Raw genomic sequence first — 22,460 nt, forward strand, 5'->3', positions numbered from 1 at the left:
CTAAGGTTAACTATAATATTCTATAGGGTCTACCGCGTTGTTTAAGGCAAATGCTTCTAAACGCTCTTGGCAAGACCCACATTTACCACAGGCCTTTTCTAGACCTTTATAACATGTCCATGTTTCTGAATAATCCAATCCTAATGCCAAGCCAATGCGCAATATGTCAATTTTGCTTTGCCCGATAAACGGTGCGCGAATATCTACCGGTTCATAATTTGCAATTTGACACACAGCATTCATTGCCTCTACAAACGAAGTTCTGCAATCTGGATAAATCGCATGGTCGCCTGAATGCGCGCCAAAATATACGGCTTCAGCACCAATTGATACGGCATATCCCACCGCCATCGAAAGCATGATCATATTGCGATTAGGCACCACAGTTTGCTGCATAGAAGCTTCTTCATAATGACCTTCAGGCACATCAATGTCGTCGGTAAGCGCAGAGCCTTTGATTAAGGGGGTGATACTTGAGACGTCAACTAATTGAAACGGATAACCGTATTTTTTGCAAACACCGGCGGCTACTCCCAGCTCCTTGCTATGGCGTTGTCCATAGTTGAATGCAACCGGATGAACCTCAAAACCTTGAGCACTGGCTTGGCGCAGCACGGTATAAGAATCCATGCCGCCTGAATAAATCACCACTACTTTACGACCTAGACCCTTTGTTTGTTCGTCGTGTGTGTTATTTTGCCCGTCGCTCATGCTCACCTTATCTGTGTTTATGTGTATAATCTGGATCTTAAGCCATTGTTATTAAAAAACCCATGTTAAATGCAAGGAAAACGAGATATTTATGACAAGCCTGTTGGTCAACGAAGTATTTGAGTCTATTCAAGGCGAAGGGGCCTTTACAGGAATGCCCTCCATTTTTATTCGCTTGCAAGGTTGTCCAGTGGGATGCCCCTGGTGTGACACCAAACATACTTGGGAAGTAAAGCCAGAATTACTGCGCAAGGATGACGTCATCATGATGCAATCTGAGGATAACGAAGAGTTTTTTAGCGCCGACGTTGATGCCTTGTTTTCACTCTTTGACCGCTACGGATATAATGCCAATCACTTGGTGTTTACCGGTGGTGAGCCATGCATGTTTGACTTAACTGAGGTCACAAGTGTTGCAATAGATAAAGGCTTTTCAGTGCAAATAGAAACCAGTGGCACCTTTGAAGTATTGTGCCATGATGATGTTTGGGTAACCTTATCACCAAAGATTAATATGAAAGGTGGTTTTGAGGTGCGAGACGATGCACTCAATCGTGCTAACGAAATAAAACATGCCATCGCAATGGAAAAACATATTGAAGAGCTAGACGAACTCTTGGCTCGTCCGGCTCGAGAGGGTAACCCGGTGATCTATTTACAACCCATTAGTATGCAAGCTAGAGCGACCGAACTTGCGGTTGCCACTTGCATCGCAAGAAATTGGCGACTATCGTTACAAACGCATAAGTTTATTGGAGTAGAATAAGTGAACGCATATGCCTTAAAGGTAATTGCCGCGCTCTTGCTAATCACATGCCAGACTGCGCACTCTGCTGTGTGGGTAATCACCTATCCGCAGCCAGCGCTTGAAAACGACGTGCGATACGACTACCCCTTGGCGCTTTTGGCCTTGGCCCTAGAAAAAACCAGTGTGCGATTTGAATTAAGGCCATCAGCCCAAGCGATGCGGCAAACTCGCTCACTCAAACGACTCGAAGAGAATTTAGAAATTAATGTGTATTGGTCGATGACTGATATCGTTAAAGAAGAGCAGTTATTGCCAATTCGCATCCCTATTGCAAAAGGCTTAATTGGCTGGCGAATGTTTTTGGCACCCCAAAACAGTCCTTTTTTACGTGCCCGAATTGATACCTTCAGTGACTTATTGGCCTTTGAGGCCGTTCAAGGTATTTCTTGGCCCGATACAAAAATTTTGCAGGCGAATGGCTTCAATGTCGTTACCGCCAGAGACTATGCTGAGGCCAAAGACGTTGTTATTGCAAAGTTAGCGGATGTTTTTCCACGCTCGGTTATTGAGATCGAAAGTGAAATGCAAAGCGACCCTGCTAGCGGATTAGCCTTACGCAAAGATATAGCCTTACAATATCCGAGTGCGATGTATTTTTTTGTGAATAAGCGAAATGTGACCTTAGCTAATTTAATTGAAACCGGACTCGAGCGCGCCATCGCCGACGGTAGCTTTGATTTGCTGTTTGCAGAACATTTTGGTGAAACCATTAAATCATTGGACTTAGATAACGTAAAATATTTTAGACTGGCGAATCCTTTACTGCCTAAACTTACTCCCACCTCAAAGCAGGAACTTTGGTATCAACCTAAGTAGATGCTCAAGCAATAAAAAACGCAGCCAATTGGCTGCGTTTTTGTTTACGGTCAAGAGGTCTTAAGAGCCTTTAAACTCCCCTGTATGCACTGACTTCATTGAGCGGCCAGATGGATCTGCCATTTCTTTAAACGACGCGTCCCACTCTAATGCCTCGACGGTGCTGCAAGCAATAGATTTGCCGCCGGGTACGCATTTTGCGGCAGTCTCTTGTGGAAAGAAGTCCTCAAATATGGTTCGGTAAAAATAGCCTTCTTTTGTGTCGGGCGTATTGATAGGGAAGCGATAGCTGGCAGTCGCTAACTGTTGATCACTTACCTGCACCGCCACATATTCACGAATTGAATCAATCCAAGAGTATCCGACGCCGTCGCCAAACTGTTCCTTTTGACGCCATAACACTTCAGCGGGTAAATAGGTTTCGTCATCAAAGGCTTTTCTTAAGATCCATTTTTCCATGCGTCCGCCTACGCACATTTTATCTTTAGGATTGAGACGCATGGCCACATCCATGAATTCTTTATCTAAAAATGGCACTCGTGCTTCAACACCCCACGCAGACGTCGACTTGTTGGCTCTAGCGCAGTCAAACATGTGCAAGCGGTCGAGCTTTCTGACGGTTTCTTCGTGAAATTCTTTGTCGTTCGGCGCTTTGTGAAAATACAAATAGCCACCAAAAATTTCATCTGCACCTTCACCTGAAAGCACCATCTTAATGCCCATCGCTTTGATTTTTCGGGTCATTAAATACATCGGTGTGGCTGCACGAATGGTCGTGGTGTCGAAGGTTTCAAGGTGATAAATCACATCACGAATAGCATCTAAACCTTCTTGAATAGTGAAGTGGATTTCGTGGTGCACAGTACCAATCATGTCTGCCACTTTACGAGCCGCGAGCAAATCTGGCGCACCTTCAAGGCCTACCGCAAAGCTGTGCAGTCTTGGCCACCATGCATCGCTCTTGTCTTCATCTTCAACCCTCTTCGCTACGTAGCGCGCAGCCACAGCTGAAACCAATGATGAATCAAGACCGCCCGATAACAGCACGGCATAAGGTACGTCTGACATTAAGTGGGATTTCACCGATTTTTCGAAGGCATGTTTTAAATCTTCTAAATTGGTTTCGTTGTCCTTAACGTTTTCGTAGTCCATCCAATCTCGCTGATAGTATTTTACCAGCTTGCCGTTGAGCATGTAGTGCCCGGGAGGGAACTCTTGAACGGTTTTGCAAATAGGCACTAATGCCTTCATTTCAGAGGCAACGTAAAAATTCCCAAATTCATCAAACCCAGTATATAGAGGAATAATACCGATATGATCTCTCGCCACCAAATAGTCGCCGCTTGCTTTGTCGTATAGAATAAACGCAAACATACCTTGCAATTGGTCGATAAAGTCCACACCAAACTGCTGATACAAAGGCAAAATCACCTCACAGTCAGAGCGAGTTGAAAACGCGTAGTCATTGCAATGCTGCTTTTCTAATTCTTTGTGATTATAAATCTCACCGTTGACCGCAAGCACCTGCTGACCGTTGTCGCTAATAAGCGGCTGTGCACCAGTGTCAACATCGACGATAGCCAAGCGTTCATGGCATAAAATTGCGCGCTCATCGTGCCATATCCCAGACCAATCAGGCCCGCGATGACGTAATAACTTTGAGAGTTCTAGCGCTTTAGTGCGCAAATCTGTTACATCGGATTTGATATCAAGGATACCGAAAATACCACACATAAAAAGGGTCGCCTCTGCTAAACGGATAATGTGAATTACATGCTGTTTTCTGTCGGAAGATGTGCAGCTCAGATTGCTTTTGCAGTTTTTATTTTTATTATGTTTCTGCTGCGTTGAATGTGCCACGCTGAATATGAATTGCAAGTGTTAATTGCCTGAAACAGGGACGTTTTGCATAAAAAAAGGTGGATTGTAAACGCATCCACCTTTTTGACTCGCTATGTTTACATTCTATTAACGTTGAAATTCGCTGCTAGCATTCCATTGTGGCCATACGTCAGCATTGGCAATATCAAATCCAACTTCAAATAAAAGCTGAGTGTCTTCGGTTATGCCTGACAAATCCCAGGTGTCGCGAAATTGGTCACAGACTTGATGATAGCAGCCGGTTACAATTACGTTCATACGCTTACGATATTGCGCAGTTTCTTCGTCAATCGATTCGCTGCCGCCCTTCGCATAAAGAGCGGGTACCCCAAATTTCGCAAAACTGAAGTGATCAGAGCGATAGTATAGCCCAGCCTCAGGACGATCTTCTTGGCTGAGTACTCTGCCTTGATTAGCAGCTGCCTCGCGTAAGTAATCTTCGAGCTCTGATTTACCCATTCCCACAACCGCAACATCGCGGGTTCTGCCAAGTACATTCATTGCATCCATATTGATATTAGCTACAGTTTTTGCAAGAGGAATCACAGGGTTTTCTGCATAGTATTTTGAGCCTAATAGGCCCTGTTCTTCAGCCGTTACGATTAATAAACTGATAGAACGTTTTGGTGCAGTCTCGAGCTTTGCGAATGCTCTGGCCATTTCGAGGATAGCGGCAGTGCCGGTGGCGTTATCGTGAGCACCATTGTAAATTTGATCGCCATCTTTGCTGGTATCAACTCCTAGGTGGTCCCAATGCGCTGTATAGATAATATGTTCGTCAGGCTTTTCGCTACCGGGCAAGGTGGCTAAAACATTGTAACTCTTAGATTGTTCAAATTGATTGTTAACGGTTACCGAAGCGCTTAAATCGAGGGCTTTCGCATAAGGACCCGCAAGGGCATTTTGTTTTTCAGTATCAAAATCTAAGCCCGCTTCGGCAAATACTTTCACGGCGGCATCGCGCGATAGCCAGCCTTCCATTTTGACGCGGCTCTTGCCTTGGTCTGGGCTTACTAAGCCATATTGTGCTCCGCTCCAGCTATTTGCCACAACCGACCAACCGTATGAGGCCGGTGCTGCTTCGTGCACAATAAAAACCGCATCAGCGCCTTGACGACTGGCCTCTTCATACTTATAGCTCCAGCGGCCATAGTAGGTCATTGTCGATCCTTGAAATTTACCAGAATTTGGTGCGGCATAGCCTGGGTCGTTAACCAAAACGATAACGGTTTTCCCTTTGACGTCCATCTGAGCGTAATCATTCCACTCATATTCAGGCGCGTTTACGCCATAGCCTAAGAAAACCACTTCTGAATCACTCAGATTGACGGTTTCAACTTCTCTTTTTGAGCCAACCACCATATCGGTTTTATACGCAAATTCAGAGCTACCCATGCGCAGCGTCATATCATCGCTGGCAGTAATTTGCATCAGCTCGACTTGCTGAAAAAAGCTATCGTTATTTCCGGGCTGAAAACCTGCGCTTGTTAATTCTTGAGTTAAATAATCGAGTGTCTTTTGCTCGCCTGCGGTTGTGGGCAAGCGCCCTTCAAACTCATCTGAAGCCAATACTTTAATATCTTGTTTAATGCGTTCTGTTGAAATGCTGTTATAGACTTGCCTAAAATTCGTTTCAATGTTGGTCGCGTTAGCTTGCGAACTTTGCTCTGGTTCACTGCAAGCGCTAAGCAACAGAGTACCGCCTAAAATTAGCGCAATGCTTTTCATTATCTGCGGTTTATTCATATGAGATCTCACTGTTTTGTTGTTATTATTGAGGCTTATGTTTAACGAGGCCTATTAACTGCATCAGGGCTAGGTTACTCGTTCATAGCTAAAAAGTATAAGGTATTTAAATATTCATACAAGATTATCAGAAAACGCAAACTCATTTGTTTATCGCCAACTGTCAGATCTAATCGAGCTAGACGCTTCGCATTTAGATCACGACATTGCATTTATAGATAGGCTTAAAGCGGCGCATCTCAATGATTTAAAAGCGCTTAACGCGCAAAATTTAAAGCATCGTTTTGTCGACCAAGACAGCTTGAGTGACGAACGATATTACGAGCAGATTATTTTTCAGGATAAAATAATACCGACTCGAAATGGCAGTTTGCATGACTACTTTAATGGCCTGATGTGGTTAAGGTATCCCAACACCAAGGCATATCTAAATTCGCTACATTGGCAGGATATCGAACAATTAGGTCATCGGCAACGTTCACCGGCACGAGACAGGATCACGCATTTTGATGAATGCGGGCTGGTATTGGTGACGGATATTCCTGAGTTGAAAGAGAGGATAGCCGCTCACGATTGGCAATGGTTATTTGTTGAAAACAGACAGCGTTGGTTCTCACCAAAAAATGGCATTATGCCCCTACATTTTGGTCATGCGAATTTAGAAATGCTTTGCAAACCATTTATCGGCTTAACGGCGAAAGTTCTCACTATTGAAGACCCAGAAGCGTTGCATTTGACGTGTGCTATTCAAGCCGCAAATATGTCATCGATCAACCATTTTAAGACTTTTCAGAAGCTTGACTTAACTTTGTTGCAGTGCTTACAGGAGCATCGGATATTTGCACAAAAAGGCAGGCTACTTCCACTGCCTTTGTTGGGCATTCCGGGGTGGCATAATGCAGCCCAAGATGCTGCCTTTTACGCAAATAAGGACTACTTTATGCCACACAGGTCAATGCGTTAAATCCCTGCGGTTTAGATGTGCTTCGCGTTTACTATGCTTACATTAAATATAAGAAAGTTAGGGTCCAAATCAGCGTATTTGGAATGGCGGCTACTACAATCGCTTTGGTCATACTGAAGTTCGTCCAAGAGTTCAAACAAATGGCTGCAAGCATCATTGTCCAAAATGTATCAAGGCGAATTGAACTTAACATGCCATACCATTTGTCGGTCATTTCGGTGCCAAAAGCGAAGGCAACAGACAGCGGTGCGAGAGCTGATTGACTGATTTCGGTGCCCGCTTCTTGAGTCATGAGATATAAGCAAGCTAATAAGGCGTTAATAATTGACGGCATTGCCATCCACCACGTAGCGCCATACCAGTCAGTAAATCCATGTATGCTTTTTTCGTCGTTTCTTGTCCAAAGGGTAAAATAACCAGCAAGCAGCACCATGAAAATAGGCACACCTAATGCGATGGATAGCAGAGTGATGAGTTGCGTCATTCCAAACGTTATGTTGTTTGACAAGGCCTCTATTTCAGCGGGACTACCTTCGGGCGACTGCATAGTAGCAAGGGCCACGCGGTACCATTCGAAATCAACAATATTAAAATGCAAATAAACGGGCACTGCCGACACCGCCAGCACTAAAATAAATGGTATCCAGGACCAATTGTCCTTTACTGATAAAGCATTGAACACAGCTCTAGGATGATAAAAAATTTCGCTGGCGGCTTGCAATGGATTGCTAACCGTTAAATTTGTTTCCGATTGTGGCGTGGATTCCTGCATGAAATATCTCTCCTTGTGCTACTTACTCTACGGTAAGCAATATTGCCAAAATATTAGTTTAATTGCCTTAACAATTACCTTATCAATAAGCTTGTATCTCTATGTCAATCATTATGAAGGCCTTTCAGCAATTACTCAATACGGTACTTTGGTTGGGTTTTTTATTTGTGAGCTTGTATTTGTCATGTTTTGAAACAAAAATAGCGCATTGCGATCATGAAAATGGGTCGATTATCAAAGATGAATAGCTTAAGCTAGCGCAGCATTGCACCGAAGAGACACTGATATGATTGAGATTTCTGGATTAGCGAAAAAATTTAAAGTCGAAAATCCCAAGAAACTTAGCGAACAAGACAAAAAAGATCCTCGCCTCGAGGGTCGTTTTTTTCATTCTGTTAAAAATGTGAGTCTGCGCTGTGACAAAGGCGAAGTGTTAGCGCTCTTGGGACCTAACGGTGCGGGCAAAACCACGACACTTCGCTTGCTGTCAACTGCATTGCAGGCCGATGCGGGTAGCATGCTGATTAATGGTATTGACGTAATTAAGGACCCTGTAAGCGCGCGCAAAAAAATTGGTTTTTTGTCGGGGACCACAGGCCTATATGGACGTTTAACAGGAAGAGAGAATATCGCATATTTTGGCCGTCTGAATGGCATGAGCGAGCAACAAATAGAAGAACGGATTGCGATCATTGCTGACAAGCTTGATATGCATTCATTTTTAGATCGTCGCAGCGAGAACTTTTCGACCGGCATGAAGCAAAAAACCTCAATTGCGCGAGCCGTCATCCATAGTCCGGCGGTAGTGGTGCTCGACGAGCCGACGACCGGCTTAGATATTATGGCGGCAAAAACCGTCATTGATTTCATCAATGATTTAAAATCCCAATCTGTACCGGTTATATTTTCTACTCATCATTTAGAAGAAGTAACCGAACTGTGTGACAGAGTCACCGTTATTGATTATGGTGAAACCAGTTTTGACGGCACGTTAGAGGCATTTAAAGCACTCTCAACTCAAGGCCTGCACGCTTCATTTATGGCCAGTTTAAAACAAGGAGTTGCCGTGTAATGTGGTTAGTATTTAAAAAAGAAATATTAGAATTGTTGCGTGATCGCAAAACCCTGTTTTTTATGGTTGCTCTTCCCATCGTGGTGTTTCCACTACTCTTTGGCGGCGCAATTTATTTTACCTCCCAAGCAATGTCAGAAGCGCAAACTAAAACCCTGAGCTATGCGATCGTGGGCAAGCAGTTTGCTCCTGATTTAGTGTCAGAGTTTAAAACCGTCGAAAACTTAGATTTAAAAGAGCTGCCAGTAGGCACAGACACTGAAGAGCAACTTAAGGCTGCCGTCAAAAATGGCAGTTTTGATTTTATAATCGCAATACCAGAAAATTACAGCGCTAACATTGAAAACAGTGGTCAAATTGTCTTCAAAATCTATTTGAATGATGCTGAGTTAAATAGCGTGCAGTCGCGGCTGAGTCAAATTATTGATACCTTCGAAATGCAATATCAGCGCGAAGCCTTTGCTCGCTTGGGAATGGATGAAACCCAGCAAAAAACCTTGCTCGACCCCATGATCATTGAAAAAGTCAATGTTGCCGACGAGCGAGAAAAGGTCGGTGCAATGATTGGCGGAATGATCCCCTATATTCTGTTTTTACTTTGCCTGCAGGGCGCGATGCTGCCGGCTGCCGACATTGGCGCTGGCGAGAAAGAGCGCGGCACCCTTGAAACCCTATTATTATCGCCGATTAGCCGCACTGATATTGTAATGGGCAAGTTTTTGACTATCGCTACCGCTGGTGGCGTATCTGCTCTGGTCACTGTGTTGAGTATGGCGATTTGGAGCGTGATTTTAAGTCAAGGCATGGCAATTAGTTTTGTGAGCAATTTTATGGCCTCTATCGGCTTGTTGGATGTAGCCTTAGTTTTCTTAATGTTAGTGCCTATCGTGTCAATGTTTGCAGCGATCTTGCTGTCATTGTCGATTTATGCGCGCTCCTACAAAGAAGCGCAAGGATATATGACGCCTTTGGTATTTGTGGTTATTGTTCCCGTTATTATTGCGGCAGTGCCCGGCATTGAGCTTAAAGGCATTTGGGCGTGGATACCGCTGACCAATGTCGCGTTGGCGATTAAAGAGTTAATAAAAGGCACGATGGACTACCTGCAATTGTTTGCTATCTTCGGTTCGTCGGTGATAATAGCCGGAGCACTTATCGCGTTTTGCGTGTATTGGTTTAAACAAGAAAAAGTGCTTTTCCGATAGCCGTAATACGATTCAATTTTCGCTCGTGATAGTGAGATGTCGAGCCAAGGTTTGATACCAATGCCGCATTTCCACGCGCCACTACCTATACAGGTTGACGATACATGACAGCAGTAACTGATTTTTTTGACGAAGAGGGTGCACTCGCGTCGATTATTCAGGGATATAAAGTGCGTCAACCCCAAGTGGACCTGTCGAATGCGATAGCCGAAGCAATCGCCACCCAGTCTACCTTAATTGCAGAAGCGGGCACCGGCACGGGTAAAACCTTTGCTTATTTAGTGCCTGCGCTGTTATCAAAGAAAAAAGTCATTATCTCTACGGGAACTAAGAATCTTCAAGAGCAGCTATTTACGCGTGATTTACCTCTCATTAAAAACGCCATCGATAAAACGCAAGACGCGGCCTTGCTAAAAGGCCGTTCCAACTATCTATGCCTGCAACGTTTAAGATTAAATGGCGGTGAGCATATTCGCTTAGAGAAAGAGACGTTAAACGAATATAGCATTATCAAAAAATGGAGCACTACTACTAATACCGGTGATATTGGCGAGATTTCGGCTTTGCCAGATAATGCGAAAGTCATACCTTTAGTTACCTCGACGGTGGACAATTGTTTAGGCAAAGACTGCTCAGATTACCAAGACTGCTATCTATTCAAAGCGCGTAAAAAAGCCATGGAAGCCGATGTCATTGTGGTTAATCATCATCTTTTTTTTGCTGACTTAGCCTTAAAAGAAGGAGGCTTTGGAGAGTTAATACCTGAAGTCGACTTAGTAGTATTTGATGAAGCACACTTGATCCCAGACATTGCCAGTGAGTATTTTGGCGAGGCCATATCTAGTCGCCAGCTCGATGACTTATTATCAGACATGGGTAAGCAGCAGCGAGTGAGTTTAAAAGATGCAGATCAAATTCATCAGGTAGCCGAAAAAACGCGCCAGCTGATTGCTGATTTACGCATGCAGTTTGATATTGACCCTAAGCGCGGTGATTGGGATGAGGCAATAAGGTCAAAGCATCTGCTGCCGATGCTCGAACAAATTCACGGGCAGTTAAAACAGCTTTTAACGGTCTTAGAAGTGCACTCAAGCCGAGATAAAGACATCGACCAGTACGCAGAAAAACTATTGGGCATGACTGAAACCTTTTATCGTTTGATGGACACCAATACCCCAGATGTTAGCTATTGGTTTGAGACAACCCGTAGACACATTGTTTTGCATATCACGCCGCTCAGCATTGCTGATAAATTCTCAAAGATTGTCAGTAAAAGTGATGCTGGCTGGGTATTTACATCAGCTACACTGGCTGTGAACAATTCATTTGAACATTACCAGCAGTTGATGGGTTTGCAGAACGCAAGGACCATTGAAATGGAAAGTCCATTTGACTATCCGAATCAGGCCATGCTTTGTGTACCTCGATATTTGCCTGAACCGCATGAGCGCAGCATCGCTAAACATTTAGTCGACATATCAGTGCGTTTAATTGCAGCGGCAAAAGGCAGGGCATTTATTCTGTTTACCAGCCATCATATGATGCGAGAGGTTGCCCGGCAGGTCAGAGATTTACAAGATTCACCTATTTTAGTGCAGGGTGAGAGTACAAAAACCAGCTTATTAGCGCAGTTTAAGTCAGAGCAAGACGCTGCTTTATTTGCAACCGGTTCATTCTGGGAAGGCATCGACGTTAAAGGAGACGCTCTGCTGTGTGTTATGATCGATAAATTACCGTTTGCGTCACCCGATGATCCTTTATTGCAGGCGCGCATAAAAGACTGCAAGAATAAAGGTGGTAATGCCTTTGCTAACATTCAGATCCCGCAAGCGGTAATTGCACTCAAGCAAGGTGCCGGAAGATTAATTCGTGACAGTGAAGACAGAGGCGTTTTAGTGATTTGTGATAATCGTTTACTCACCAAGCAGTATGGTCAAACATTTATCGCCAGTCTGCCACCTATGCGCCGCACTCGCTCCTTAGACAAGGTGTGCGAGTTTTTAGAAGAGATAGAAGACTAGATGAAGATACTTTGCATAGACACTGCCACTGAGGCCTGTAGCGCAGCACTTTTACTTGACGATACCAGAGACGGTATTTTCGAAATATGCCCTCAGCAGCAAAGCCAACGCATACTGCCGATGATAGATGAGCTGTTAACGCGAAACAATATCAAGTTAAGTCAGTTGGATGCTATCGCCTATGGCCGAGGGCCGGGTAGTTTTACCGGCGTTCGTATTGCCAGCAGCACCATTCAAGGCTTAGCCCTCGGCAGTGACTTGCCCGTGTTAGAAATTTCTACCCTCGCGGCGATGGCGCAGGAGAACTTTGAGCGCTTTGGGGTAAAACAAACCCTCGCGCTCATAGATGCGCGCATGAGCGAAGTGTATTGCGGTGATTATCAGATCAATGAAAATGGTGTTGCCTGTTCAGTTGCGGATGAGTCAGTGCTTCCGCCTGCCGATGTTAAAGCCATCCTTGCGAAACACCGTAGCGAAGAAAGCTATGTAGGAACCGGTTTTCATGCGTATTCACAGGAATTAGGGATACAATTGCAATCAGATGCGTTAGCTGTAAACTATCCGAACGCAGAGTTTATGCTATCTCTTGCACTGTCACAGTATAAAAGTCATCAACGGGTGTCGGTTGAGAATGTTCAGCCGGTGTATTTACGCGATAAGGTGACATGGAAGAAATTGCCAAATAGAGAATAAATATGGAAAGTATTTCGAGTACGCAAAAAAACCTATTTATCAACAGCGATGCCGGCAATGGGCAAAAACCGACTGTTAACCATGCAAATGGTGATGCCGCAGAACAACAGCCGCCGCTAAAAAAGCATGTTGTCAAAACCGGTTCACAGCAGACAATGGCTGATGCTGAGGCGATTTTTTCGCGCGCCAACAGTTATGCAGATGTCTCTGCTAAAGTTCAAAAAAACTTACAGGCCTATGAGACTGTAGAGCTTTCGCAAAAGCGGGAGGCGGTCAGTAAGTTAATGGGTGTCGACATTTACGCTTAAATGTTTACACCTTATGCCTGCCCATAATTTATGCGTATGGAACTTTCGCAACGCGCGAATTGTCTCAACGCCGATGACTACATTAGTTCAATTATCATAGAGGTCGCATCGTGAATAGAGTCTTAATTATCATGTTTGCAGGACTGCTGTTAAGCGGATGCGCTTCGGTGCCCGAGCAAATTAAAATTCCTGAAAATGCGGTATTAGTGCCGTTTAATCAAATTATCAACAACCCAGAAGCGGTCAGTGCTATTGGTGAAAAAGCCCGATGGGGCGGTCGTATAGTCAGCGTACAAAATAAGCAAAAAGTTTCCGAAATCGAGGTTATATTTTTTCCCGAGGCTAGTAACGGTAAGCCCAAAACTGGCGAAGAGAGTCCAGGAAGATTTAAAGCGGTAGTTCCGGGGTTTGTAGACCCATTGGTGTTTGAAAAAGACCGATTAATCACAATTGTAGGCGAAGTTGCAACTTCTGAAACGGGTATTATTGGTGAACAAAACTACACCTATCCCACGCTCAGCGCGGTAGGCTACTTTATGTGGCAACAGACTTCAGATGTGCAAGTGCAAAACATTGGCTATGATCCGTTTTTGTTTGGCATGCCGTTTCATAACCGTGGTTGGAGCACTTGGTATAACCCTTGGCATTCAGGGTTTCATAGCTCTAGAGTCCGCGTAATCCGAAATAACGGACATTCTCAGGGTAGCAGGGTAGAGCGCTCTAGAGGCTCGTCGAGCTCTAGCTCAAACTCAAACCGTCAACCTTCGTCGGCGCAAAGAACAACGCCTTCACAGCCTGCGACACAACAGCGCTAGACATGGTTGATACGCAACTAGAAGAAATTACTCTTTTAAATGGGCGAATAAGTGCATTGCAAAGCGGTAAAGGTAAGTCATCACCGCTATTATTTGTTCACGGCTATTTAGACAATGCAAATAGCTTTGCCGAAATTATACCTTTGTTGCCGTCCTACCACTGCGTGGCTATCGACCTGCCCGGTCATGGTAAGTCTGCCCATCGAAGTCTAGATGCGCATTATCATCTCAGCGACTACGTTCACGATCTATATTGCCTGATTTCAGAAAATAGTTGGAATGATGTCACCTTAGTGGGGCATTCTTTAGGCGGTATTTTGTCTACGATCCTCGCGGCGTGTTTTCCTGAATTGATAAAACAAGTCATCAGTATCGAGAGCTTTGGGCCGCTAACTGAGCCAGAATTTACTAGCACAAAGCAGCTGCGTCAAAGCATGATCAGTCGCCAATTAGCAGATAAACCCATTAAGCAACCGGAGTCACTGGCGAGCATTGTGGCATCTCGACTGCGCGTGAGCGACATGCAGGCTGCCCATGCAGAGCTTATCTTGACTCGCAACACAGAACTTGTAAATGGACAGTTGCAGTGGCGAACGGATAAACGCTTACGCACCAAATCGGCCCTCAGACTGAGCTCTAGTCAAGCTTTGGATTTGCTTGAGAATATTCAGTGTCCCTATCATGTTGTGCTCGGGAGCGAGGGCTTTAAAAAAGTAAAACGTCTTTTTACTCACCGTAGTACAATATTTAAGCAATTACACTGTATTGAGTTAGCCGGCGGTCATCACGTGCATATGGAACAAACAGAGGCAATCGCAACATACATAGAGAATACTCTCAAAAGTCATTAAATTAAGCTTGGTAAGATGTTTTCATGGAATGATACGTTTCATTTTTTCGCATACTCCTTTAGTATTACGATTACGCTTTTCCTAATGGTTTGACCATTCACTCAAGATGTGATGCACGCCATGCAATCAATCGATTTTGTAGGATGTTTTTGTGGAAAAAATTTGGATAAATCAGTACGACGAGTCGGTAGACGCTGAGATCAACCCAGATAGAGTTCCTTCCCTTATAGAGATATTTGAAAACGCTGTCAGCCAATATGCAAATCAAACCGCGTTCATCAATTTAGGGCATAAAATTAGTTTCGAAGATCTTGATGTATTGTCGATACAATTTGCTGCCTATTTGCAGAATTTAGGGCTAAAAAAAGGCGACGCCGTTGCGCTTATGATGCCAAATTTACTGCAGTATCCTGTTGCATTATTTGGTGTATTGAGAGCAGGGCTAACAGTCGTAAATGTGAATCCTCTTTACACGCCGCGCGAACTTCAGCATCAGCTTTGCGATGCAGATGTAAAAACCATTGTGATTGTCGAAAATTTTGCGTCTACCTTAGACAAAGTGTTATCCAACACGCCAGTGCAAAATATTATATTGAGCAATTTAGGCGACATGCTGCCGTTTCCCAGAAAATGGTTGGTCAATTTTACGGTAAAGCATGTCAAAAAGATGATCCCATTGCATGGTTTAAGCAAGACGGTTTCGTTTTCTGAAGCCCTTGCTCGAGGTGAGAAGCAGGAATATACAAGGCCGAGCTTGAGCGGCTCCGATATTGCATTTTTGCAATATACAGGTGGTACCACAGGGGTATCGAAAGGTGCCATGCTCACGCACCGCAATATGGTTGCCAATTTAGAGCAGGTAAGCGGAATTTTAGAGTCAGCGGTCACCCCTGGCAAAGACATGGTAGTAACTGCGCTGCCGCTTTATCATATCTTTGCGCTTACCAGTAACTGTTTAACCTTCTTAAAATACGGTTGTCCCAATTTATTGATCACCAATCCTCGTGATATGCCAGCGTTTGTAAAAGAATTAAGCCGCTATCCTTTTGCTGTGATAACCGGCGTAAATACCTTATTCAATGGTTTGCTCAACACCCCAGGCTTTGCAGAGCTAGATTTTTCTCATTTTAGTTTTGGTCTGGGTGGTGGCATGGCTGTGCAAAAACCAGTGGCTGATAAATGGCAAGCGGTTACCGGTAAAATGCTTATCGAAGGCTATGGCCTCACTGAGTGCTCCCCTGTGGTATCGGTCAATCCAGTTAATGCAAAAGAGCACAAAGGCTCCATCGGGCTACCTTTACCTTCTACCGATATAAAGATATGCGATGAGCAGGGCAATGAAGTTGCCCTCGGGGAAGCTGGCGAACTATATGTGAAGGGACCGCAGGTAATGCTCGGTTACTTAGGGCGGGAAGACGCAACGGCTGAAGTTCTTCAAGATGGCTGGCTGGCTACCGGCGATGTTGCCAGAGCTGACAATCAAGGTTATCTCTATATTGTTGACCGCAAGAAAGATATGATTCTAGTGTCTGGCTTTAACGTATTTCCAAACGAAATTGAAGAAGTAGCCGCCATGCACGACGGCATTCTAGAGGCTGCCGCTATCGGTATACCGCATGAGGTTTCTGGAGAAGTGGTAAAATTGTTTGTAGTAAAAAGTGACAGTAAACTGACCGAGTCGATGGTGATTGCCCACTGCAAGTCCTTGTTGACCGGTTACAAAGTACCGAAGATTATTGAATTTAAAGACGAGCTACCCAAAAGCAACGTGGGTAAGATACTCCGCCGTGAACTTAGGGATTAATCAGGTTTGAATAGCGCCGAAATAGCGAATCTACATCAACTAGCATATGAATACATATGCGACGAAGCTGCCTTGAACAATCTATGTGACGACTTGCGACAGGCCAGTGTTGTCACTCTCGATACAGAGTTTGTGAGAACGCGCACCTTAAAGCCTCAACTTGGGCTATTGCAGGTTTATGACGGTAAGCGACTCGCTCTCATTGACCCGGTTTTAATCTCTGATTTATCGGCATTTACGCAAATTTTGACGAATGAAAATATTGTCAAAGTACTGCACTCTTGCTCAGAAGACATCGAAGCGCTGCATACCAATTTGGGCGTGACGCCAAATCCACTTTTTGATACGCAGTTTGCTGCAAGCATACTCGGAAAAGGCGCGAGTATTGGCTATGCCAATATGGTTGAAACATTTTTTTCTATTAGCTTAGATAAAGGCGAGTCAAGAACCGATTGGATGGCACGCCCTCTATCGAATAATCAGCTTGACTATGCTGCTGCCGATGTAACGTATTTAATGGCAGCCTATGATGAGCTAGCAAGCGAGCTTGAGGAGCGAAATCTGACTCACTGCGTTTTTTCAGAGTCAGAAGCACTGATCTTAAAAAAGACCCATCCATTTCCAGCGGAATATGCGTATTTGACGCTATCGAACAATTGGAAACTAAGCCCGCGTAGTTTGTATGCACTTAAGCATTTAGCGCACTGGAGATTAGACTTAGCAAGGTTAGAAGACATCGCCATCAACTTTGTGATCAAAGAAGCTTCTATGTTCGAAATTGCTATGAAATTGCCACAAAACAGCAGTCAACTGCATCAAATTCACGGCTTGTTTGGAAAACAGCTGAGGCTGTATGCGAATGATATTTTAAGAATTGTGAATGATGCCAGATCGGCATCTGAAGAAATGTTCCCTGCAAAGCCGCAACGACTGATTGACTTTCAAGTACATAAAAAAGCCACTGCCGATATTAAATTGATCATTGAAGAAACCGCTGAAAAAACCGGCATCCCCTCGCCGGTATTGGCCTCTAAAAAGCAAATAGGGCAAGTGTTAAGATGGTGCTGGGTTACACAAGACGAAACTGAGCTACAGGGGCTTAAACCCGACTTGCTCACAGGCTGGCGAAGAGTCTTATTCATCGAGCGTTTAGAAGCATTATTTAGCGAACAAGGAACATATGAAACTTTGCGCGGTTTATAAGGCCTCAAGAAGAGCCGACACTTATTTGTATGTGCCTGAAAAAGGTGACTTCACAAAAGTACCTTCGGCGCTTTTAAAGGCGGTGGGTACGCCATTATTTGTGATGTTAATTCCCGTTGGCAAGCGCGAGCACATTGCCAATTTGCCCCGCGACACTTTTATTGAAAAAGTCCAGGCTGAGGGTTTTTATCTGCAGTTACCGCCTAAGGTTGAAAGCTTGTTAGAAAGTCACCGCCAAGATCTAGGACACGATCCTAAGCCGTAAAAGGAAGCATAAATGAAATTGATTTACCAATTTACGATATGTGTTGCCTTGCTAATGCTAACGGGCGCGCGATTTGCTGAAGCGCAATCAGAACAACAACTTGATTTCGAAGACTATGTTGCCTCACTAAAACAGCAAGCACTTTCGAAGGGATATTCCGAAGCGTTTTTGGGTCCTATTTTTGCAAGTATCGAACAGCGCGAGAAAGTCGTAAAAGCAGATCGAAATCAACCAGAAAGGCGCCTTACCCTTGATACTTATCTAGAAACCCGTGTACCAGACTGGAAGGTTAAACAGGCCATGGAGCAATATGAACTTCACCGTGAAACTTTAGAGAGAGTAGCTTCACAATATAATGTTCAGGCGCGCTTTATTGTTGCGCTGTGGGGCAATGAAAGTAATTTTGGCCGTATTCAAGGCAACCATCCAATCATATCGTCCTTGGTTTCTCTAGCTCACGAGGGCAGGCGACAAACCTTATTCGAATCTCAGTTTTTTGCTGCTTTGGATATTTTACAGCAGGGTCATATTGCTTTAGAAGACTTCAATGGCAGTTGGGCCGGAGCTATGGGTCAAAGTCAGTTTATGCCTAGTTCCTTTCTTAATTTCGCAGTCGATGCCAATGGTGATGGTAAAAAAGACATATGGGGCACCCCAGAAGATGTTTTTGCCTCTATTGCAAACTATCTAAATAAAGAGGGCTGGAACGGCTCACAAACTTGGGGCCGGCAGGTGAAATTGAGCGATACCTTTCCTATCGATAAAATAGAGGATTTAGAAGGCTTAAGCTCAACTCGCAAAAAAACACTACAGCAGTGGCAAGAGCTCGGCGTAACGCGTTTTGATGGCTCAGCTCTACCCAGTGCATCGCTTAGCGCGGGATTAATCTTGCCTGATGGTCCTACGGGCAGGATTTATTTAGTATATGGTAATTTTGATACTCTTATGCGCTGGAATCGCTCTTATTACTTTGGAGTTTCCGTGGCATACTTATCGGAAAGGATCGCGAAAGGCATAGGCGAAGGGTTGTAATACAGTGGTTAAGCATATTGTATAAAAACATACTGAGTTAAAGTTTAGCCCTTTTTAAACCCGAGTATTGAAACCGAATTGACGTTAAAGTTGTAGCAGCCATCATGACAGAACTCTATCAGCATCTTAACTTACAAGGCCAAGCCTTTAGGGGCATTAAGTCTGGCCAATTTCCCGTTGGCAAAGTAGTGTGCGTTGGCCGCAATTATATGGACCATATAAAGGAGCTAGGCAATGAAGTGAGTGAATTGCCTATTTTGTTTATGAAACCTGCTTCTGCGCTGGTGGATATCAATCAAGGTATTACGCTGCCAAAGCATGCTGGCGAGTGCCATAATGAATTAGAGCTTGCGTTTTTAATTGGCGAAAAGCTGAGTAATGCAAGCGAGCAAGAATGCGCAGACGCGATTGTTGGAGTCGCGTTGGCCCTTGATCTTACCTTAAGAGACCTCCAAAACCAGCTCAAAAAAGCAGGGCAACCATGGGAGCGCGCAAAGGCTTTTGACGGCAGTTGCCCGATAAGTGGTTTTATGCCGATTGCACAGTTTGAGGAGCCACAGTTTGAATTTACGCTGCATGTAAATGGGGAGCTTCGTCAGCACGGCAATTCGCAGCTGATGCTTCATAAAGTGCTACCCTTGGTTGCAAATATATCGAAGACATTCACGCTGATGCCAGGCGACATTGTGCTCACCGGCACCCCTAAGGGCGTTGCAGCGCTGCATACTGGAGACAGTATCGATGCCGAATTAGTTGGGCATTTCGCTATTCATACCCAAGTAGACCAACAAGTCAGCGGAGCATAAACATGAAAGGGGTGCCATATACTAAAGCCTTGATGGATTCTAAGTATTGGGAGACCGTGTCGTTAGAGCAGATGACTCCCGCACAGTGGGAAGCTATTTGCGACGGCTGCGGGCGCTGTTGTTTGCATAAGTTTGTTGACAGCGAGGATATAGAAGATGGCACTCAGCCAACTGAAGTGGAAAGCCGGCAGGGCGATGTGGTGTATACCAACATCAGTTGCTACCAGCTAAACGAAAAAACCTGTGCATGTAAGTCTTATGATAAACGCAAAGAGCTAGTGCCTGAATGCGTGACCTTAAACAAAGAAAACCTCCAGCATATTAACTTTATGCCGCCCTCATGCAGCTATCGCAGAATGCATGAGGGCCAAGGCTTGGCGACGTGGCACCCAATGCTCAACAAAGGCAAAAAGACCAAAATGCACGAGCTTGGGATCACTGTTCGCAACAAAGTGATCAGCGAAGACAAAGTCGACCTAGAAGATTTTGAAGACTACATTGTTACTTGGCCACTGTCTGAAATTGCTTAGTTCTTATTAAAGCCTAACTTCCCAGTTTTTTCTTTTTTTATGAGGGAAATTTTCACTCATTTACGCATTACCTCTATGAACGCAATACATTTATGGAGAATGCAAACAATGGGACATATTAATACACTTAGTTTAGTGAGAGAAATATCAGGTTTACACAAATTATTTAGCCTATCGCTTATCACCCTCGCTCTTAGTGCTTGCGGTGGAGGCGGTTCAAGCAGCGGCGGTAATACGCCGTCGCCACAACCACAAAACCAAGCACCCGTTTTAGCCGATATTGCACCAATGCTGGTAAGTGCGGGAAATAGCGTAACGCTCTCATCTACTGCAACCGATCCTGAAGGCGATAGCATTAGCTATGCATGGGTACAAGTAGATGGAAACCCTGTTTCTAATGCTCAAGGTTTTGATAGCAATCAGGCAAGTTTTAGTGCTCCTGATGAGGTTGATACGATAAAATTTAGAGTCACTGCAAGCGCGCAAGGAGGCAGTGATACAAAAGATGTCCTTGTTATTATTGTAGAAGATACCAACACAGCAGTGTTTGTTGATGCAAGTTACACAGGAACATCCGATGGCTCTTTAATGGCACCCTATACTGACTTAAACAATGCTATTCACAGTGCAAATTCAGACGCTGATTTTTATGTACAGACACCTCAAAACGATGGGTCTTTTATTTTGTGGCCGAGTGAAACCGGAAATAAAACATTAAATAGTGGCCAATCAATTTATGGTAGCTATGACGCCAATTGGGACCCAGATAAAGCGAATAATAAAACGCCTATTACTATAAACAATCAACATGGCTTGATATATGGTTCAGAATCAAATCTAACCACGACTATTTCTGGTTTAGATATTGAACTGATTGCTAATGATATTGCCAATTTGGTTTACACCCCAATTGCTATTTCAATGTCAGGAAATGGCGGTGAACTTATAGTTGAAAACAATAACCTAGATGTAAAATATGAGATTGAGCCTACTACAGAATCGTCAGTCCGAAGTGTTTTTGGAATTGTTACTAGGGATGTTGAGACCGTAAGAATATTTGGCAATACCATTACAACAGGTCATGCTTTGTCGGCGGCCTCTGCTTCTGGTCGGACATTAGGTATTGGTGAGAACGGCAATGATGGCGAAGATGGCCGAGTAGGTGACAACGAAACGGGTGGTGCTGGGGGTAGTGGTTTATCGGGTGCATGGAATGGCGGCACTGGGGGTAATGCAGGGATTAGGCGCTCTCAAGATGGTTTTGATGGAACACCAGGAAATGGGCGCACAGAAGCACCGCTCGTCCAAGGAGGCTTTGGCGGGTCGGGTGGACTTGCAGGCGATACGCCCAATGGTGGCAATGGCGGAAACGGTGACGACGGCGTGCGCGGTCGAGGAGGTGAAGGCGGCAATGGATCAGGCGCTACCACTTTTGACACGTTTTTTGGCAGTAGTCAGGGGCAAATGGGCTCCAAAGGATTCTCTGGCGCCGGTGGCGGCGGAGGCGGCGGAGGCGCGGCAAGCTCAGGCGGCAGCAATGGGGGGGCTGGCGGCGGTGGAGGTGAAGGCGGTGAAGGTGGTGAGGGCGGTTTTGGCGCATCACAAGGTGGCTTTTCTATTGGCGTGAACATTACCGGAGGAAGCTTAAACGAAATAAAAGATAATACCATTACAAGTGGGAATGGAGGTACCGGCGGCGTAGGCGGGGTTGGGGCACGCGGTGGCTTTGGAGGTCAAGGCGGAGTAGGTGATCCTGGCAATCTTTCGGGTGGCGAAGGTGGTGATGGTGGAAATGGTGGGAGCGGAGGCTTCGGCGGCGCAGGAGGTTCTGGTGGCGGTGGCGCAAGCTATGCTATTTTCTTAGGCGCTGATACACCAGCTACAATTGAAAACAACAATTTAACAAGTGGCAATGGTGGAAACGGCGGGAATGCGCGCTATTCAGATGATGCTCTGTCTGGCGGTGACGGTGGTTGGAGCTTTGGTATCTTTGACTCAAACCCGAATGACAATTTTGCTGTGTTCGTATCAGATAATCAATTTACTATTGGTCAAGGCGGTGCCGATGGCGCACCCAAAACAGGTACCGGAGAGACTGGCGATACCAATTTATAGTGGTGTTACGCTTATAACTGCACAATGTTGACTGCATTGTGC

21 protein-coding genes are annotated in these 22,460 nt (G+C 44.7%); 17 read left to right on the top strand and 4 right to left on the bottom strand.

Annotated elements, in window-relative coordinates:
- Positions 1 to 6: 6 nt before the first annotated feature.
- The gene (queC, locus tag AB9H30_RS01575; RefSeq protein ID WP_371192864.1) at positions 7 to 711 is read right to left on the bottom strand and encodes a 7-cyano-7-deazaguanine synthase QueC; all 705 of its coding nucleotides are present in this window, start codon (positions 709 to 711) and stop codon (positions 7 to 9) included.
- A 91-nt stretch (positions 712 to 802) separates the two neighbouring features.
- On the opposite strand from queC, the gene queE reads away from it, so the two are divergent.
- Both queE and AB9H30_RS01585 read left to right on the top strand, forming a co-directional pair.
- Positions 803 to 1,477, top strand: a complete 675-nt coding sequence (gene queE, locus AB9H30_RS01580) for a 7-carboxy-7-deazaguanine synthase QueE (RefSeq protein ID WP_371192865.1) — start codon at positions 803 to 805, stop codon at positions 1,475 to 1,477.
- A complete protein-coding gene (locus tag AB9H30_RS01585) occupies positions 1,478 to 2,335 on the top strand; it encodes an amino acid ABC transporter substrate-binding protein (RefSeq protein ID WP_371192866.1) in 858 nt (285 codons plus the stop codon).
- Between the two features lie 60 nt (positions 2,336 to 2,395).
- On the opposite strand, the gene asnB is transcribed toward AB9H30_RS01585, so the two are convergent.
- Positions 2,396 to 4,069 (bottom strand): asparagine synthase B, encoded by a 1,674-nt coding sequence (gene asnB / locus AB9H30_RS01590; protein WP_371192867.1) that lies wholly within the window; start codon positions 4,067 to 4,069, stop codon positions 2,396 to 2,398.
- Between the two features lie 234 nt (positions 4,070 to 4,303).
- A complete protein-coding gene (locus AB9H30_RS01595) occupies positions 4,304 to 5,944 on the bottom strand; it encodes a M28 family metallopeptidase (protein WP_371192901.1) in 1,641 nt (546 codons plus the stop codon).
- Between the two features lie 232 nt (positions 5,945 to 6,176).
- Here AB9H30_RS01595 and AB9H30_RS01600 point away from each other — a divergent pair, with 232 nt between their 5' ends.
- Entirely contained in the window at positions 6,177 to 6,926 is a 750-nt protein-coding gene (locus AB9H30_RS01600) for a DUF3025 domain-containing protein (protein WP_371192902.1), read from the top strand.
- A 37-nt stretch (positions 6,927 to 6,963) separates the two neighbouring features.
- Here the strand turns inward: AB9H30_RS01600 and AB9H30_RS01605 are convergent, their stop codons facing one another.
- The gene (locus AB9H30_RS01605) at positions 6,964 to 7,698 is read right to left on the bottom strand and encodes a YIP1 family protein (protein ID WP_371192868.1); all 735 of its coding nucleotides are present in this window, start codon (positions 7,696 to 7,698) and stop codon (positions 6,964 to 6,966) included.
- Between the two features lie 286 nt (positions 7,699 to 7,984).
- Between AB9H30_RS01605 and AB9H30_RS01610 the strand changes: the two genes are divergently transcribed.
- The 14 genes from AB9H30_RS01610 (at position 7,985) to AB9H30_RS01675 (ending at position 22,418) form a co-directional block, all read left to right on the top strand.
- Entirely contained in the window at positions 7,985 to 8,770 is a 786-nt protein-coding gene (locus tag AB9H30_RS01610; protein WP_371192869.1) for an ATP-binding cassette domain-containing protein, read from the top strand.
- A complete protein-coding gene (locus AB9H30_RS01615; protein WP_371192870.1) occupies positions 8,770 to 9,975 on the top strand; it encodes an ABC transporter permease subunit in 1,206 nt (401 codons plus the stop codon). The genes AB9H30_RS01610 and AB9H30_RS01615 overlap by 1 nt, the downstream gene beginning before the upstream one ends.
- A 104-nt stretch (positions 9,976 to 10,079) precedes the next feature.
- Positions 10,080 to 11,996, top strand: coding sequence for an ATP-dependent DNA helicase (locus tag AB9H30_RS01620; RefSeq protein ID WP_371192871.1), 1,917 nt, complete (start codon positions 10,080 to 10,082; stop codon positions 11,994 to 11,996).
- A complete protein-coding gene (tsaB, locus tag AB9H30_RS01625; RefSeq protein ID WP_371192872.1) occupies positions 11,997 to 12,689 on the top strand; it encodes a tRNA (adenosine(37)-N6)-threonylcarbamoyltransferase complex dimerization subunit type 1 TsaB in 693 nt (230 codons plus the stop codon).
- 2 nt (positions 12,690 to 12,691) lie between these two features.
- On the top strand, positions 12,692 to 12,997 hold the full coding sequence (locus AB9H30_RS01630) for a hypothetical protein (protein WP_371192873.1): 306 nt from the start codon (positions 12,692 to 12,694) through the stop codon (positions 12,995 to 12,997).
- 110 nt (positions 12,998 to 13,107) lie between these two features.
- Positions 13,108 to 13,812 carry a Slp family lipoprotein gene (locus tag AB9H30_RS01635; RefSeq protein ID WP_371192874.1) on the top strand — a complete coding sequence of 235 codons (705 nt, stop codon included), beginning with the start codon at positions 13,108 to 13,110 and terminating at the stop codon, positions 13,810 to 13,812.
- A 2-nt stretch (positions 13,813 to 13,814) separates the two neighbouring features.
- Positions 13,815 to 14,663: an alpha/beta fold hydrolase gene (locus AB9H30_RS01640; protein ID WP_371192875.1), complete on the top strand. Its 849-nt coding sequence runs from the start codon at positions 13,815 to 13,817 to the stop codon at positions 14,661 to 14,663.
- Positions 14,664 to 14,814: 151 nt separating this feature from the next.
- Entirely contained in the window at positions 14,815 to 16,467 is a 1,653-nt protein-coding gene (locus tag AB9H30_RS01645) for an AMP-binding protein (protein WP_371192876.1), read from the top strand.
- Between the two features lie 6 nt (positions 16,468 to 16,473).
- Positions 16,474 to 17,670, top strand: a complete 1,197-nt coding sequence (gene rnd, locus AB9H30_RS01650) for a ribonuclease D (protein WP_371192877.1) — start codon at positions 16,474 to 16,476, stop codon at positions 17,668 to 17,670.
- Positions 17,648 to 17,935 (top strand): YcgL domain-containing protein, encoded by a 288-nt coding sequence (locus tag AB9H30_RS01655; protein ID WP_371192878.1) that lies wholly within the window; start codon positions 17,648 to 17,650, stop codon positions 17,933 to 17,935. Before rnd ends, AB9H30_RS01655 begins: the two co-directional genes overlap by 23 nt.
- Positions 17,936 to 17,947: 12 nt before the next feature.
- The gene (locus AB9H30_RS01660) at positions 17,948 to 18,967 is read left to right on the top strand and encodes a lytic transglycosylase domain-containing protein (protein ID WP_371192879.1); all 1,020 of its coding nucleotides are present in this window, start codon (positions 17,948 to 17,950) and stop codon (positions 18,965 to 18,967) included.
- A 104-nt stretch (positions 18,968 to 19,071) separates the two neighbouring features.
- On the top strand, positions 19,072 to 19,773 hold the full coding sequence (locus AB9H30_RS01665; RefSeq protein ID WP_371192880.1) for a fumarylacetoacetate hydrolase family protein: 702 nt from the start codon (positions 19,072 to 19,074) through the stop codon (positions 19,771 to 19,773).
- Positions 19,774 to 19,775: 2 nt separating this feature from the next.
- The gene (locus AB9H30_RS01670) at positions 19,776 to 20,303 is read left to right on the top strand and encodes a YcgN family cysteine cluster protein (protein ID WP_371192881.1); all 528 of its coding nucleotides are present in this window, start codon (positions 19,776 to 19,778) and stop codon (positions 20,301 to 20,303) included.
- Between the two features lie 108 nt (positions 20,304 to 20,411).
- On the top strand, positions 20,412 to 22,418 hold the full coding sequence (locus AB9H30_RS01675; protein ID WP_371192882.1) for a hypothetical protein: 2,007 nt from the start codon (positions 20,412 to 20,414) through the stop codon (positions 22,416 to 22,418).
- Positions 22,419 to 22,460: the final 42 nt, after the last annotated feature.

The organism is Glaciecola sp. SC05, assembly GCF_041380235.1.
In the GTDB taxonomy this organism is placed as follows: Bacteria; Pseudomonadota; Gammaproteobacteria; order Enterobacterales; family Alteromonadaceae; genus Glaciecola.

Bases quoted from the DNA above. Each gene is read 5' to 3' on its own strand.
- AB9H30_RS01670 (WP_371192881.1), top strand. From the start codon at position 19,776: ATGAAAGGGGTGCCATATACTAAAGCCTTGATGGATTCTAAGTATTGG.
- AB9H30_RS01610 (WP_371192869.1), top strand. From the start codon at position 7,985: ATGATTGAGATTTCTGGATTAGCGAAAAAATTTAAAGTCGAAAATCCC.
- AB9H30_RS01615 (WP_371192870.1), top strand. From the start codon at position 8,770: ATGTGGTTAGTATTTAAAAAAGAAATATTAGAATTGTTGCGTGATCGC.
- tsaB (WP_371192872.1), top strand. From the start codon at position 11,997: ATGAAGATACTTTGCATAGACACTGCCACTGAGGCCTGTAGCGCAGCA.
- AB9H30_RS01660 (WP_371192879.1), top strand. From the start codon at position 17,948: ATGAAATTGATTTACCAATTTACGATATGTGTTGCCTTGCTAATGCTA.
- AB9H30_RS01620 (WP_371192871.1), top strand. From the start codon at position 10,080: ATGACAGCAGTAACTGATTTTTTTGACGAAGAGGGTGCACTCGCGTCG.
- AB9H30_RS01665 (WP_371192880.1), top strand. From the start codon at position 19,072: ATGACAGAACTCTATCAGCATCTTAACTTACAAGGCCAAGCCTTTAGG.
- AB9H30_RS01605 (WP_371192868.1), bottom strand. From the start codon at position 7,698: ATGCAGGAATCCACGCCACAATCGGAAACAAATTTAACGGTTAGCAAT.
- AB9H30_RS01630 (WP_371192873.1), top strand. From the start codon at position 12,692: ATGGAAAGTATTTCGAGTACGCAAAAAAACCTATTTATCAACAGCGAT.
- AB9H30_RS01640 (WP_371192875.1), top strand. From the start codon at position 13,815: ATGGTTGATACGCAACTAGAAGAAATTACTCTTTTAAATGGGCGAATA.
- queC (WP_371192864.1), bottom strand. From the start codon at position 711: ATGAGCGACGGGCAAAATAACACACACGACGAACAAACAAAGGGTCTA.
- asnB (WP_371192867.1), bottom strand. From the start codon at position 4,069: ATGTGTGGTATTTTCGGTATCCTTGATATCAAATCCGATGTAACAGAT.
- queE (WP_371192865.1), top strand. From the start codon at position 803: ATGACAAGCCTGTTGGTCAACGAAGTATTTGAGTCTATTCAAGGCGAA.
- AB9H30_RS01595 (WP_371192901.1), bottom strand. From the start codon at position 5,944: ATGAAAAGCATTGCGCTAATTTTAGGCGGTACTCTGTTGCTTAGCGCT.
- AB9H30_RS01675 (WP_371192882.1), top strand. From the start codon at position 20,412: ATGGGACATATTAATACACTTAGTTTAGTGAGAGAAATATCAGGTTTA.
- AB9H30_RS01655 (WP_371192878.1), top strand. From the start codon at position 17,648: ATGAAACTTTGCGCGGTTTATAAGGCCTCAAGAAGAGCCGACACTTAT.